This is a genomic window from Cupriavidus sp. GW821-FHT02F09 (genome assembly GCF_059421605.1).
In genome coordinates this window covers 188,103-202,013 of the sequence record NZ_JBWKVH010000010.1, presented here as the reverse complement: position 1 = coordinate 202,013, position 13,911 = coordinate 188,103, and the positions used below count along the sequence as shown (strand labels likewise).

General features: G+C 67.6%; 14 protein-coding genes. 4 read left to right on the top strand and 10 right to left on the bottom strand.

Going from position 1 to position 13,911, the window contains the following annotated elements; genetic code table 11:
- Positions 1–3: 3 nt before the first annotated feature.
- Positions 4–1,266, bottom strand: coding sequence for an efflux RND transporter periplasmic adaptor subunit (locus AC07XB_RS14560; protein WP_492828194.1), 1,263 nt, complete (start codon positions 1,264–1,266; stop codon positions 4–6).
- A complete protein-coding gene (locus tag AC07XB_RS14555) occupies positions 1,263–4,508 on the bottom strand; it encodes an efflux RND transporter permease subunit (protein WP_492373162.1) in 3,246 nt (1,081 codons plus the stop codon). The genes AC07XB_RS14560 and AC07XB_RS14555 overlap by 4 nt, the downstream gene beginning before the upstream one ends.
- A 217-nt stretch (positions 4,509–4,725) precedes the next feature.
- Here AC07XB_RS14555 and AC07XB_RS14550 point away from each other — a divergent pair, with 217 nt between their 5' ends.
- Positions 4,726–5,400: a heavy metal response regulator transcription factor gene (locus tag AC07XB_RS14550; protein ID WP_150991420.1), complete on the top strand. Its 675-nt coding sequence runs from the start codon at positions 4,726–4,728 to the stop codon at positions 5,398–5,400.
- Positions 5,400–6,824, top strand: coding sequence for a heavy metal sensor histidine kinase (locus tag AC07XB_RS14545; protein WP_492373161.1), 1,425 nt, complete (start codon positions 5,400–5,402; stop codon positions 6,822–6,824). Before AC07XB_RS14550 ends, AC07XB_RS14545 begins: the two co-directional genes overlap by 1 nt.
- 16 nt (positions 6,825–6,840) lie before the next feature.
- On the opposite strand, the gene AC07XB_RS14540 is transcribed toward AC07XB_RS14545, so the two are convergent.
- From AC07XB_RS14540 to AC07XB_RS14505, 8 genes are all read right to left on the bottom strand, one after another.
- Positions 6,841–7,482 (bottom strand): LysE family translocator, encoded by a 642-nt coding sequence (locus AC07XB_RS14540; protein ID WP_492810717.1) that lies wholly within the window; start codon positions 7,480–7,482, stop codon positions 6,841–6,843.
- A 112-nt stretch (positions 7,483–7,594) separates the two neighbouring features.
- A complete protein-coding gene (locus tag AC07XB_RS14535; RefSeq protein ID WP_492810715.1) occupies positions 7,595–8,713 on the bottom strand; it encodes an NAD(P)H-dependent flavin oxidoreductase in 1,119 nt (372 codons plus the stop codon).
- Between the two features lie 94 nt (positions 8,714–8,807).
- The gene (locus AC07XB_RS14530; RefSeq protein ID WP_492828196.1) at positions 8,808–9,989 is read right to left on the bottom strand and encodes a YbfB/YjiJ family MFS transporter; all 1,182 of its coding nucleotides are present in this window, start codon (positions 9,987–9,989) and stop codon (positions 8,808–8,810) included.
- On the bottom strand, positions 9,982–10,866 hold the full coding sequence (locus AC07XB_RS14525) for a LysR substrate-binding domain-containing protein (RefSeq protein ID WP_492373157.1): 885 nt from the start codon (positions 10,864–10,866) through the stop codon (positions 9,982–9,984). The genes AC07XB_RS14530 and AC07XB_RS14525 overlap by 8 nt, the downstream gene beginning before the upstream one ends.
- Positions 10,867–11,035: 169 nt before the next feature.
- Positions 11,036–11,365 (bottom strand): CppA family protein, encoded by a 330-nt coding sequence (locus AC07XB_RS14520; RefSeq protein ID WP_174425005.1) that lies wholly within the window; start codon positions 11,363–11,365, stop codon positions 11,036–11,038.
- A gap of 112 nt (positions 11,366–11,477) precedes the next feature.
- Entirely contained in the window at positions 11,478–11,732 is a 255-nt protein-coding gene (locus tag AC07XB_RS14515; protein ID WP_492373156.1) for a hypothetical protein, read from the bottom strand.
- 184 nt (positions 11,733–11,916) lie between these two features.
- The gene (locus AC07XB_RS14510; protein ID WP_150991403.1) at positions 11,917–12,144 is read right to left on the bottom strand and encodes a helix-turn-helix domain-containing protein; all 228 of its coding nucleotides are present in this window, start codon (positions 12,142–12,144) and stop codon (positions 11,917–11,919) included.
- Positions 12,145–12,176: 32 nt separating this feature from the next.
- Complete coding sequence (locus AC07XB_RS14505; RefSeq protein ID WP_492373155.1) at positions 12,177–12,755, bottom strand: hypothetical protein; 579 nt, start codon at positions 12,753–12,755, stop codon at positions 12,177–12,179.
- Positions 12,756–12,904: 149 nt separating this feature from the next.
- Between AC07XB_RS14505 and AC07XB_RS14500 the strand changes: the two genes are divergently transcribed.
- Together AC07XB_RS14500 and AC07XB_RS14495 are read left to right on the top strand one after the other, a co-directional pair.
- On the top strand, positions 12,905–13,459 hold the full coding sequence (locus AC07XB_RS14500; protein ID WP_492828199.1) for a porin family protein: 555 nt from the start codon (positions 12,905–12,907) through the stop codon (positions 13,457–13,459).
- Positions 13,460–13,526: 67 nt separating this feature from the next.
- On the top strand, positions 13,527–13,904 hold the full coding sequence (locus AC07XB_RS14495; RefSeq protein WP_492373153.1) for a DUF4156 domain-containing protein: 378 nt from the start codon (positions 13,527–13,529) through the stop codon (positions 13,902–13,904).
- Positions 13,905–13,911 lie beyond the last annotated feature (7 nt).

The following is a 13,911-nucleotide window of genomic DNA, read 5'->3' as shown; positions in this document are numbered from 1 at the left end:
GGCCTACTTAGCCTGGCTGGCCGTGGTTGCCGGCTGGATGGCCGGCGTATTGGGCGTATCGGGCGCATCCGCCGCCACCCGGACCCGATCGCCCGCCAGCAGGCCGTCTCCGGGGTTGACCACCACCTGTTCGCCGCCCTGCAAGCCCTCCGTGATCTCCACATGCGAGCCAAAGTCTCGGCCCAGCGTCACCAGCCGGATCGCCAGCATGCCGTTCGCGCCCACCACAGCCACGCAGGTGCCTTGCGGGCGGAACATCAACGTGTTGGCCGGCAGGGTCAGGCCGGCCCTTGCTTGCGGCGCGCTCAGGTGGACCTCGGCATAGGCGCCGGGCAGGATCCGTCCACCCGCGTTGTCCACGTCCAGCTCCACGCGCAGGCTGCGCGTGACGTTGTCGATGGCGCCGGCATTGCGCGCCACGGCAGCGGCAAAGTGCTGGCCGGGGAACTGCGGCAGTGTGAGCCACGCCTGCATCTGCGGGCCGACCATGCCGCTTGCATCCTGCGGCACCTGCACATACACACGCAGCCGCGTGCCGGCGGAGAGATGGAACAATTCCCGGCCGGGTCCGCCGGCGCTGCCGGCATCGATCAGCGCGCCGGTGTCCACGTTGCGCGCGGTCACCACGCCGTCAAAGGGCGCGCGGATCTGCGTGTATGAGGCGAGTTGCGCCAGCCGTGCCGTGTTGGAGCGGGCGGAGGCCAGCGTGGCGGCCTTGGCCTGCATGTCGGCCACCTTCTGGTCGGTGTCCTGCTGCGCCACCGAGCGGGATTTGAGCAGGTCTTGCCAGCGCTCGGCGGTGCTTTTGGCCAGCGCGTAGTTGGCCGCGGCGATGGCTTCGTCGGCGTGCGCTTGCCGCAGCTGGTCGCTGACCTCGGGCGCGTCGATCTCTGCCAGCAACTGGCCTTGCTTGACCGGGGTGCCGATGTCGGCGTACCAACGGCGCAGGTAGCCGTTGACGCGCGCATAGACCGGTGCGTCCTGGAAGGCGCGCACGTCGCCCGGCAAGGTCAGTTCCTGCAGCGCTGGCGCGCTGGCAGGCCGCACCGTCGAGACGGTGGTGGCCAGGGCTTCGGCGGTGCGCGCGGCCAGCGTGGCATGGGCATGCAGCCTGGGGAGGATGCCGGTGGCCAGCGCGCCGCCAAGCACTGCCAATACCAGCAAGCTCAGCAAGCTGGCTCGCAGGCGGCGCGTGCGCGCGGGTGCCATGCCTGGGGCGGCGGCGACGTCGCCGGATGGGGACATGGGGGGAGCAGGGAGAGTCATGCCGGGCCTTTCTGGTCGAGACCGAGAGCGGGATGCAAATCAGGGACAGGGATAGGGGCCGGCGCACGAGCGGCAAGCCACCGGTGCAGCAGCGCGAACAGGGTGGGCACCAGCACCAGCGTGGCGACGGTGCCGCAGGCTAGCCCGCCGATCACGGCGCGGCCGAGCGGGGCGTTCTGCGCGCCGGCATCGCCCGCGCCAAGCGCCATCGGGATCATGCCGATCAGCATGGCCAGCGCGGTCATCACCACCGGACGGAAGCGCCCGATGCCGGCCTGCAGCGCCGCCTCGAGGGGCGCCACGCCCGCCGCGCGCAGTTCGCGCGCCAGGCTGACCACCAGGATGCTGTTGGCGGTGGCGATGCCGATGCACATGATGGCGCCGGTCAGTGCCGGCACGCTGATGGTGGTGCGCGTGACAAACAGCATCCACGCCATGCCCGCCAGCGCGCCTGGCAGGCCGCCGATGATGGCCAGCGGGTCAAGCCAGGACTGGAAGTTCACCACCATCAGCAGATACACCAGCACCACCGCAATCGCCAGGCCGCCAAGCAGCCCGGCGAAAGAGGCGTGCATGGTCTGCACCTGCCCACGCACCACCAGCTCGGAGCCGGGCGGCAGCGTCTTGCGCGCGGCATCGACGATGCGGCCGATGTCGCCCGCCACCGCGCCAAGATCGCGCCCGCGCACCGAGCCGAAGATGTCGATCACCGGCTGCACGTTGTAGTGCGACACCACGCCTTGCTGGCTGGACCGCACCACGTTGCCGAGCGACCCGAGCAGGTCGCCGCCGCTGGCGGAGTCTAGCGAGGCGGCGCCAAGTCCCATCGGAATGTTGGACAGCGACTGCAGCGAGCCCATGGCGGACTGCGGCACCGACACCATCAGCGGATAGCTCACGCCGTTGCGCGGATTGAGCCAGAAGTTGGGTGAGGTCTGGCCGCTGCCGGAGAGTGAGATCAGCAGGTTCTGCGCCACCTCGCGTTGCGACAGCCCGGCCTGCAGCGCGCGGGTGCGGTCCACATTCACCGTCAGCGCGGGCTGGTCGTCCGGTTGCTGGATATGCACATCGGCCAGCCCCGGCACCGCGCGCAACTGGCCAACCAGTTTCTGCGCCACCGCGCGATTGGCTGCCAGCTGATTGCCCACCACCTGGATATCGATTGGCGCCGGCAGCCCGAAATTCAGGATCTGGCTGACGATGTCGGCCGGCAGGAAGGAGAAGCTCACGCCCGGGAATGCCTTGGGCAGCAGGGCGCCCAGCTGGTCGACATAGCCCGCCGTGGCGCCATGGCCCGGCTTCAGCGACACCAGGATCTCGGCGTCGGCGGTGCCGATCGGCAGCGCGGAGTCATAGGTCAGGTTGATGCCGCTGACAGGCAGGCCGATGTTGTCGATGATGCCGGCCACCTGGTCCGGGCCGATGGCCGCGCGGATACGGTTCTCCACCGCATCGGCGATGCGCGCCGTTTCCTCGATGCGGGTCCCCGTGCGCGCGCGCATGTGCAGGCGGATCTCGCCACTGTCCACGCTGGGGAAGAAGTCCTGCCCCAGGAAGGGCACCAGCGCCATCGAGGCGGCACAGCAGGCCAGGAAGGCGGCGGCCAGCCGCCTGGGGTGGCGCAGTGCTGCAGCGAGGGTCGCGGCGTAGCGCGTGCGCACGCCTTCGAACCCGTGTTCAAAGCGCGCCTGCAGCCGCGCGCAGGCGCGACGCAGGCGGCCGGTTCCGTGCGTCTGCGCCGCGTCGTTGTGCTCGTCGTTGCGTTCGCCACGCAGCAGGTAATGCGCCAGCGTGGGAATCAGCGTGCGCGAGAAGAAGTAGGACGCCGCCATGGCGAACACCACGGCCTCGGCCATCGGCACGAACAGGTAGCGCGCCACGCCGGTGAGCAGGAACATCGGCAGGAACACGATGCAGATCGACAGCGTGGATACCAGCGTGGGCACGGCGATCTGCGCCGAGCCTTCCAGGATCGCATGCTCCAGCGGCTTGCCCAGCTCGCGGTGGTGGGTGATGTTCTCGATGGCCACGGTGGCGTCGTCCACCAGCACGCCCACCGCCAGCGCCAGCCCGCCCAGCGTCATGATATTGAGCGTCTCGCCGAGCGCGCTGAGCGCCATCAGCGCGGCCAGCACCGAGAGCGGGATCGAGATCGCGATGATCAGCGTGGCGCGCCAGCTGCCCAGGAACAGCAAGATCATCGCGGCGGTCAGGCAGGCGGCGATCAGCGCTTCGTGCAACACGCCGTGGATGGCGGAGGTAACAAAGACCGACTGGTCCGACACCGGCTGCACCCGCAGCGAAGACGGCAGCCCGGCCATGATGCGCGGCAGCATGGCCTTGACCTGGGCGATGATGGACAGCGTGGAGGTGTTGCCGCTCTTCTCGATCTCCAGCAGCGCGGCGCGCTTGCCGTCGCGGCGCACCACGTTGGTCTGCGGCGCGTAGCCGTCGCGCACCTGGGCCACGTCGCGCACATAGACCGTGCCGCCGGGGCCGCTCTTGACCGGCAGGTTGTTGAGGCCGGCCACAGTGGCGGTGCTGCCGTTCAGGTCGACCCGGTATTCGAGCGCGCCGATCTTGGCGGTGCCACCGGGCAGCACCAGGTTTTGCGCATTGATGGCGTTGACCACGTCCAGTGGCGCCAGGCCGCGTGCCTGCAGCGCGCGCGTATCGAGATCCACCATCACCTGGCGCACCTTGCCGCCGTAAGGCAGCGGCACCGACGCGCCCTGCACGGTAGCTAGCTGCGTGCGGATGAAATTATTGCCCAGGTCGTAAAGCTGCTGCTCCGGCAGTTGGTCGCTGGCCAGCGCCAGCCGTAGGATCGGCACGGTGGAGGCACTGTAGCTCAGGATCAGCGGCGGCGTGGTGCCCGGCGGCATGTTGCGCAGCATCGATTGCGCGCCCGACGAGGTCTCGGCAATCGCGCGGTTGATGTCGGCGCCGGGGTGGAAGAAGATCTTGATCACCGCCACGCCGGCGAGCGATTGCGACTCGATATGCTCGATATCGTCCACGCTGTTGGTCAGCGAGCGCTCGTAGCCGGTGACGATGCGCCGCGCCATATCCTCGGCGGACAGGCCGTTGTAGGTCCACACCACGCTGACCACCGGGATGTCGATGGCCGGAAAAATGTCGGTAGGCGTGCGCAGCAGCACCAGCGGGGCAGCAAGCAGCAAGCACAACGCCAGCACCACAAAGGTGTAGGGGCGGCTCAGCGCGAGCCTGACAATCCACATGGTGTGCACTCCGGGATGAGGGGTGGGGGCCGCGACGACCGCTTTGTTGCGGCGTCAGCGGTGTGCGATGGCCGCATTCTAGGAAGCCAGGGGAGCCGGTAATGCTGTCGAATCGATTACAGATTTGTCATTCAGGAGCGCCACGCCAACGGCTATCATCCGAGCATGCAAGGCGCCCGAAGCGCGCCCTGCCGGTACAGGCCAGGCGAGGACGGACATGAGAATTCTGGTGGTGGAGGATGAGCCCAAGACGGGCGAGTACCTGCGCAAGGGGCTGACCGAATCGTCCTTCGTGGTCGACCTGGCGGTGACCGGCGCCGATGGCCTGCACCAGGCGCTGGAGGTGGTGTACGACCTGGTCATCCTTGATGTGATGCTGCCTGGCATGAACGGCTGGGACGTGCTCAAGCAACTGCGCGAGCACAAGGACACGCCGGTGCTGTTCCTGACCGCGCGCGATGAAGTGGAGGACCGCGTGCGCGGGCTGGAGCTGGGCGGCGACGACTATCTGGCCAAGCCCTTCGCCTTTGTCGAGCTGCTGGCGCGGGTGCGCACCTTGCTGCGGCGCGGCCCGGTGCGCGAGGCCGACCGCATCGAGATCGAAGACCTGGAGATCGACCTGATCCGCCACCGCGTGACGCGCGCCGGCCGGCGCATCGAGCTGACGCCGCGTGAATTCTCCCTGCTGCATTTCCTGGCGCGCCGTCACACCGAGGTGCTGAGCCGTACCCAGATCGCCTCCCATGTCTGGGACATGAACTTCGATAGCGATACCAATGTGGTGGATGTGGCGGTGCGTCGCCTGCGCGCCAAGATGGACGACGATTTCCAGCCCAAGCTGATCCACACCGTGCGTGGCATGGGCTATGTGCTGGAGCGCCGGGAACCCTGATGCGCAGGCTCTCGCTCACTGCCCGCCTGGCGCTAGCCTTTGGCCTGGTGGCCGCGATCGTGTTCGGCGGCGCGGGCGCCTACCTCTACCGCGCGCTGGCCATGCAGGTGATAGAGCGCGACGACGCGGAACTGCTGCGCAAGGTGGCGCGCGCGCGGGCCGAGCTGATGGAGCAGGGCGCCCGGCCCGACAGCGACTGGCGGGAAGTGGCCGGCGTGGTGTCGGGCAACGATGAGTTTGCGCTGGTGGTGCGCGCCGCTGGTGGCGCCGTGTTGCTTGCGGCCAATGCCGGCGAAGGGCCGCCCGCCTTGCAGCCGGTGGCGCCGGATGCGCAGCTCGGGCCCGAAGCGATCCGTGCCTGGACCACGCGGCAGGGCTACCCGGTGCACGGCGTGCAGGCGCAGGTCCCAGTCGGTCCAGGTACTGCTGGCACTGGCGCCGTCACGCAGACGCTGGCCTTCACGCTCTACCAGACCGCCATCTCCCGCACCACGTTGCTGCGCGCATACCGCGCGAAACTGCTGTTGACGGGCCTGCTGGGCACGCTGGCCGTGGCCGGGCTTGGCTACCTGGTGCTGCGCGCCGGCATGGCGCCGCTGCGGCGCATTGCCGCCGGGGCATCGTCGGTCACGGTGCGCCGGCTCGAGCTGCCGATCGACCCGGCGCGGCTGCCGCCCGAACTGGCGGAACTGGCTGCGGCCCTGCAACAGATGATGGACCGGTTGCGGGATGGGTTCGAACGCTTGTCCCAGTTTTCCGCGGACCTGGCGCACGACTTCCGCACACCCATCGGCAACCTGCTCGGGCAGAGCCAGGTCGCGCTGTCTAGCGAGCGCAGCGCCGACGAATACCAGGCGCTGCTGGCGTCCAATATCGAGGAATATGAACGCCTGGCCCGCATGATCGAGAACATGCTGTTCCTTGCGCGGGCCGAGAACGCCCGCGTGGCGGTCAACCCGGTGCGCCTGGACCTGGCGCGCGAACTGGGCGCGCTGTCCGACTATTTCGAGGGGCTGGCGGAGGCGAGCGGCGTGGCGATCGCGGTGGATGGCGGGGGCGCCGTGCTGGCCGATCCGCTACTGCTGCGGCGCGCGGTCAGCAACCTGGTGGCCAATGCCATCCGCTACACACCCGCCGGGCAGACGGTGGTGATGGCGGCGCGCACGGGCCCCGCAGGTAGCCGTATCGAAGTGCGCAATCCTGGGGCCGGCATCGCGCCGGAACACCTGCCAAAGCTGTTCGATCGCTTCTTTCGCGGCGATCCTGCCCGCGCCAACTCGGGAGAGTCGGCGGGCATCGGCCTAGCCATCGTGAAGTCCATCATGGACTTGCACCATGGGCACGTTGAGGTGGAGTCCGAAGTCGGGGGAACCACAGTCTTCAGGTTGCTGTTTCCGCCGAGCTTGGCGGATCCCGCGTCTTAGGGGGCCGCTGCCGGCGTTACTGACGCAGCGACGTGAGCAGCCGGATGCCGAGCAGCGCCATCACCCCGCCGGCCGCGCGATCCAGCCACAGCTTGAAGCGCAGGTAGAAGGCACGCGGCCTGGCGGAGGAGAGCGCGATCGCCACGATCGCGTACCAGCCAGTCTCGATGGCAAAGACCATCAGCGGCAGCGCCAGCAGCAGCGAAGGCGGCACCTGGGCGGGCAACAGCGCGGCAAACACGCTGGCGTAGACCACCGCCGTCTTGGGGTTGCTCAGCTGCGTGGCGAAGCCGCTCAGCAGGACACGGCCGCGCCCCGTGGCGGGCGTTCCACCGCCTTCTGCTTTGCCGGCCGCCATCGCCAGGGGCGCGCTGGCGCCGCGCCAGATGCGCACGCCCAGATACACCAGGTAGATGCCGCCGCCCACCTTCATCGCCATGTACAGCCAGGGCACTGCCGTCAGCAAGAGCTTGAGCCCGAGCAGCGCGGCCGCCGCAAACACCACGCCGCCCAGCCCCATGCCCAGCGCCATGTAGAGCGCATCGGCGCGGGAGCGGGCAATGGCGGCGCGGGCCACCATGACAAAGCTCGGGCCGGGGCTGACCGCGCCGAGCGCCAGCGCGCCGCCAATGGCCAATGTGGATGTGAGTGCGTCCATGGGATTGTCTCGTCAGGAAGGAGGGGATCCGCTGCGGGCCAGCATGAGGCCGTTGCGCGTGGCGAAATGGTAGCAGCAAGACGCACGCGCCGCCGGCTTCGGCAGGCCCCGCTCAGTTCGCCCCGAATCCCGCCCCGCTCAGTGCCGCAATCGTCTGCGCCAGCTCCTCGCGCAGTGTCGCCACGAGTTGCGCTGCCGGCAGGGCGCGCGCCAGCGGCGCGGCTTGCCCGGCCCATTGCGCGGCGTAGTCCGCGTTGCCGCGCGCCTTGGCCGCCGCATGCAGGGCCTTGCCGGCGTCGTAGGTGATGGGGTAATCGGGGATCGCCGGGCGGTCCGCTGCCTCGCCCAGTTCCGTCAGCCGGTTGACGAAGCCGCGCGCGGCCCGGCCGGAAATGGAGCGGGTCAGCGTGGTGCTGGCAGGCCGGTCCGCCAGCAGGGCGGCGCGGTAGGGCGCGTCGGCCACGGTCTCCGGGCAGGCCACGAAGGCGGTGCCGAGCTGCGCGGCCTGCGCGCCCAGCGCCAGGGCCGCCGCAATGCCGGCGCCGTCCATGATGCCGCCGGTGGCGATCACGGGCAGGGCGGTATGGCGGACCAGCAGCCGTACCAGCGCCAGGGTGCCGAGGCCTTCGTCATGCCCTTCGGGCTTGAACGTGCCGCGGTGGCCGCCGGCTTCCACGCCTTGGGCAACGATGGCATCGACGCCGGCAGCGGCGATCTGCCGCGCTTCGTCCAGGCTGGTGGCCGTGGCCATCAGGAAGATGCCGGCGGCGTGCAGCGCGTCGATCCAGGCCTGCGCCGGCAAGCCGAAATGGAAGCTCACTACCGCGGGCCGCTCCTCCAGCAGCATCGCGAACATGGCGTCGTCGGCGACAAAGCTGGTGTAGATCTCGCGCAGGCTGGCGGGCGGCGTGGCGCCGAATTCGGCGAAGCTCGGCGCCAGGTAGGCCAGCCATTGCGCCTCGCGCGCGGGGTTGGCGACGGCGGGCGCATGGCAGAACAGGTTGATGTTGAAGGGCTTTTCCGTCAGCGCACGGGTTTCGCGGATGGTCTTGCGGGCGCCCTCGGCGTCCATGGCGCCGACGCCGAGCGAGCCCAGGCCGCCGGCATTCGACACTGCCGCGGCAAGCGCCGGTGTGCTGACGCCTGCCATTGGTGCCTGGATGATCGGGGTGGCAAGGCCGAGCCGGGAGAGCAGCGTGCGTGGTTGCGTGGCGTGGATGGGGTCGGTCATGACGGGCTCCTCGTTTCTTCGGTAATGGGTGGATCTTGTGGGGGTGGATTCTGTGGGGTGGGTTCCGTGCCGCGCGCCGGGCATGCGCTGGCCTTCACAGGAAGCAGAAGACGGCAGATGCCAGCAGCGCGGCAGCGGCGGCGGCAAGCGGCCCGCTGAAGCTATGGCTGTGCGCCATCAGCGCATCGGATACCAGCGGGCCGGCGATCTGGCCTACGCCATAGGCGGCGGTCATGATGGCAAGCAGGTTGAATGTCACGCGGTGGGCCGCGCGTTTCGCGGCGGGCATGGCGATGGTCACGGTGCCAACGAAGGTGCCGCCCACCAGCAGCGCGCTAGCCAGGTAGGCCACGGCCGAGTGGCTGAGCGCGGGCAGGATCACGCCCACTGCCTGCACCAGCAGGTTGAGCGCGAGCGCACGCCGCGTGCCAAGGCGCTCGTGCAGCGCATGCCAGAGAAAACACGAAGGTGCCGCGCCAAGCCCGAACGCGGCCCAGATATGGATCGGGTCGATGTGGCCGAGCGCGTCGCGCACAAAGAGCGGCAGGTAAGTTGCCGTGACAATGTAGCCGAACCCCGCCAGCCCGTAGCTGGCCACCAGCGGCCACGGACCAGGGCCGTTGGCATTGGCCTCGTCCGTGGCACTGGCACTGGTAGCGGCATGCGGCTGGGGTGCCGGCACGCGGCCCGCAAGATAAGGCCATGCGAGCAAGCTCAGCACGGCGGCGCCACCGCCGATGGCCAGCCACAGCAAAGGACTGTGCCAACCGGCCAGGTTGCCGGCGGCAATGAGCTCGGCGGACAGCAGGATGCCGGCACCGACGCCCGAGAACAACAGCGGCGCGCCATGCGGATGCCCTACCACCTGGAACAGCCACACGGACGCGCAGATCAGCGCGATGGCGCTGAGCACGCCCGCCAGGAAGCGCACGCCGATAAAGAACCAGGGCGCGGCCGGCACGGCCAGCGCCAGCAGGCACAGGGCCGTGCCGAAGAGCGCGATGCGGCAAAAGCGCGGCGCAACGCGCTGCGGCATGCGGCTGACCGCGAGGGCGCCCACGAGATAGCCTGCATAGTTGGCGGATGCGGCCAGCGAGCCGGCACTGACGCTCAGCAGGCCGTCGCGCACCATCAGCGGATACATGCCGGTAAATGCAAAGCGCCCGAAGCCCATGCCCACCGCCAGCACCAGCGCGGCGGCCAGTGAGGGCATCCATGGCGCCATGGTCTTGCCGAAGGATTGCGGCGCGGCTGTGACGGTCCGGATCCTAGCCATGCTGCAGCTCCTGGAGAAACGCCGCATATGCCGACGTGGCAAAACCCGAACGGCGCACCAGCAAGGTGTGCGCGACTCGCACGGGCACGGTTTGCAGGCTTGCGGCATCGGGGTGCAGCGCCAGCAGCGACCTCGGCAGGATGGCCACGGCCGAGCCCGCCGTCACGCAGGCGAGGATCGCGTGGTAAGACGCCAGTTCCAGCACGTTCAGCGCCAGCCGTGGGCCTTCGCCGCTGGCGAGCCAGTCCTCGGCACACAGGCGGTACGTGCAGCCGCGCGAGAACGTGGCCAGGCTGCGCAGCTTGATGTCCTGCGGCGTGCGCACTGGCGGATGGCTGTGCGGCAGCACCAGCAGCAGTTCTTCAGAGAACAGGAACGTGCCTTCCAGGCCGGGGCCGAGTACGTCCATGTCTAGCGTGTCCGGCGCGCCCTCGGAGGGATGGGCCACCACGGCGCAGTCGATGCGATGCGCCAGCAGTGCGTCGATCAAGGCTTGCGTGGTGCCGGTCTGGATCTCGATCCGCACGTCCGGCCATTTGCCGTGATAGCGCGCCAGCGGGCGGGGCAGCCGGCTGGCGGCCGAGCTTTCCATGCTGCCCACGCGCAGCGTGCCCGAGGGCGCATCGCTGCGCATGGATTGGCGGGCCTCTTCGGCCAGCGCCAGCAGCCGCTCGGTATAGCCCAGGAAGCGCTGTCCTTGCGGCGTCAGGGTCATGCGCTTGCTGTCGCGCAGGAACAGGGCGACGCCGAGCTCCTCTTCGAGCTGCTTGACGCGCGTGGTGACATTCGACTGCACGCGGTCCAGGGTCTTGGCCGCCCGCGTGATGCTTTCTTCAAGCGCAACGGCTCGGAAAATCTCAAGTTCGGCCAGGTCCACGGCAATCCTTTGATTGAAATAGGTTCTTAAAAAGAGAACAAATTTCAATTAACTATCATAGATAGGGAATGATAAGTCAAGAAAGCCATGATGGCAGCGGGGTGAGGCGAAGCGGGAAGCATATTCCGGCGAGCAATGCCCCGGCCCTCCGTGTACCCAAGGCGCGGGACTAATGCGGATCCTGGTATTGCGAGGGTTGGGGTTGCGCGGGTTGCTGCTGCGAATGCCGTTGCGCCGGTGCTGGCCGCGCCAGGAGCGCACGGATCGACGCAAGGTAGCGGTCGCCAACCTCCCGGCTGGCCCGGTTCGACTGGGCGCGCAGGGTGCGGCGGGCCGGTGGCGTGATGTTCAGGCTGCGGCAGATCGTTGACAGGTAGGGCTTGCGGTCTCCCGCCAGCCGCTGTGCCGCGGCTTGTACCGCCGCGTCGCCTACGCGTTCGCGCAACCAGGCCAGGACCTGCCTGTCGTATTCGTTCTGTACCCGGACCAAGTGTTCCATGATCGGCTCCCGTAGATACTGTTCATCCATACAGTTACTGTGAATATATACAGTAATCTGGTTTTTTCAAGGATGAATGCCGAGGACCAGATACGGGCCACCGTCCAGGGGGCTACAGGACCATGCAGGCGGCAGCGCTGGCGCCGGCGCGTTGCGCCAGGCAGGCGGGCCCGGCGGGCGGCATTTCCAGGTGGCAGCGCTGGCTCACAGGCAGGTTATCTTCCGGGGGCTTGCCGGCTGGGGGCGCGTCATGCCGCGGCGGGTGGTTGTCGCGCAGGGCCGGATGGTGCTTTTCCACCCAGCGCGCCGCTCTCCAGAGCGCGAAGATGCAGGCAACCGCATAACTGCAGTAGATGAGGATCAGCATAAGCACCTTGCTTCGCGCCCGCTTGGGGGCGAGTAGTTCAAGAAAGTGCGAGTATGCGCAAGATCACTCTCGATGCGGTATCACTCGATTGGGGGGAGCCCGGTGGTTGCGCGGGCCGTAAGGCCAGGCGGGTGGCCGATCTGGCGGAAATGCCGCAGTGGGAAGAGAGACAATTGTTTGCAGTTCAGGCCTGATCTTCGCCTGGCGTATCGGCGCGGTACTCAAGCAGGTCGCCCGGTTGGCATTTCAGCGCCTCGCAGATTTTCTCCAGCGTATCGAAACGGATGCCCTTGACCTTGCCGGATTTCAGCAAGGAGAGATTGGGCTCGGTGATGCCGATGTACTGGGCGAGCTCGCGCGATTTCATCTTGCGCTCAGCAAGCAGGACGTCAAGCCGGACGAGGATAGTCATAGGGTCAGGGTGCCTCAAACGCAAACGCAAACTCAAACAAAGCTCTCATTCTCCAGCGCGACGCGCGCGGCCTCGACCATCGCCCAGGCGATGGCCAGCAGCAAGCCGCCCAGCAAGCCCAGCATCACGTCGCCGAAGGTGATGATCACCACCATGTAGGGGCCGTTGGCAACCGTGCTGGCCAGGGTCATGGCCAGCAGTGTCTTGGTGAGCGGAACCACCAAGCTGAACGCCGTCACCACCAGCGCCACGCGGCGCAGGCGCACGCCCGTCTCCAGGGTAAGGACCGCGCCGCCCGCCAGGGCCGCGAATAGCCTGTGCGCTTGCATCAGTCCACTGACCAGCAAAGCCGTGGCCACGCTCGTGATGGCCAACCCGAGCAGCCGGTACGGCATCGACACCAGCAACTGCCCGCCTGGCGCAGGCCCGGCCAGGAACGCGCGCAGGTTCCGGTCCAGCTCCGCATCGGGGAGCAAGAACCAGAAGGCGAACAGGGCCGCCGTCACCACGACGGCGCAGCACAGTGTCAGCCACTGCATGCGGCGCGCGATGACGCTAACGCGCGTTAGCGCGCCATCAGCGGGCAAGGGAAGGGAAAGGGGGGTCGGCATGCCGGTCTCCTGAAGGGATTGCGCATGGCAAAAATTACTGTAAAACAGCAATGTGTTATCGTTTTACAGTAATTTATATTCGTCGGAGATTAAATTATATGCGTTTTATAGCCTTCCCTGGCCGCCTCTTTCCCATCGCGCCTGCTGCCATGTTGGTGCTTTTGTCGGTTGTGCCTGCGCATGCCGCAGCCGAGGAACTTGCCGCCAACTATTGGTACGTCGGCGGCGACCTCAATATTGCCCGCGACAAAGTCAGTACGAGCACGCCCGGCTGGGCGGGCGGATCGTCCAACAACGTTGGACTTGGCTTGCGGGGCGGCTATCAGTTTTCGCCCTATGTGTCGGTCGAAGGCTCGCTAGCCAGCCTTGGCCGTGTCGTGGCCAAAAATGGCAACGCCAACGACAAATTCGACGTGAACGCCTTGTCCGTCAACGTAGTGGGCCACCTGCCCCTGACCGAGCGTTTTTCGCTGCTGGGCATTGCCGGGGTCAACTATATGCATGGCCGGCGCTCGGGCGATCTCGAATCGGGCAACAAGTCGCAGGGGCTCATCAGCCTGGGGGTGGGCGCGTCCTATGCGGTCACGCAGAACTGGCGCTTGCGGATGCAGTACATGAATTACGGCAAGCTCAGTTGGAAGGGCAACGATGCTTCGGTCAAGAGCCAGGCCGTATCACTTGGCGTGGACTACCTGTTCCGCTGAGGCAGGCGCACGGGCCCGCGGCGCTACCAATACTTCAACACTTCAATACTTCAATACTTCAATGGCTATGACCATCAGGACAATCGCAGGCGTTGCATGGACCGCCGCAAGCTGCGCGCTGGCCGGCTGTGCGCCAACGCAGCTTTCCAGCCCGGCCGCATCGGCGGTCAGGATCACCCACAACGAGCCTGCCGCGGGATGCACCTATCTTGGCGACGTGACCGGCAGCCAGGGCGATTTTGTGCGGGGCGCCATCACGGCCAATGCGGATCTGGAAACCGGTGCACGCAACGACATCAAGAACAAGGCGGCGGCAATGGGCGGCAATCTGGTGTACCTGCTCACCCAGCGCGCAGGGCAGACCGGCGGCAAGGATCGCCTGGAGCAAACCAATGTGACCCTGTCGGGCAACGTGTATCGCTGCGCGTCCCCAGGCGCGCGCTAGCGCGCCG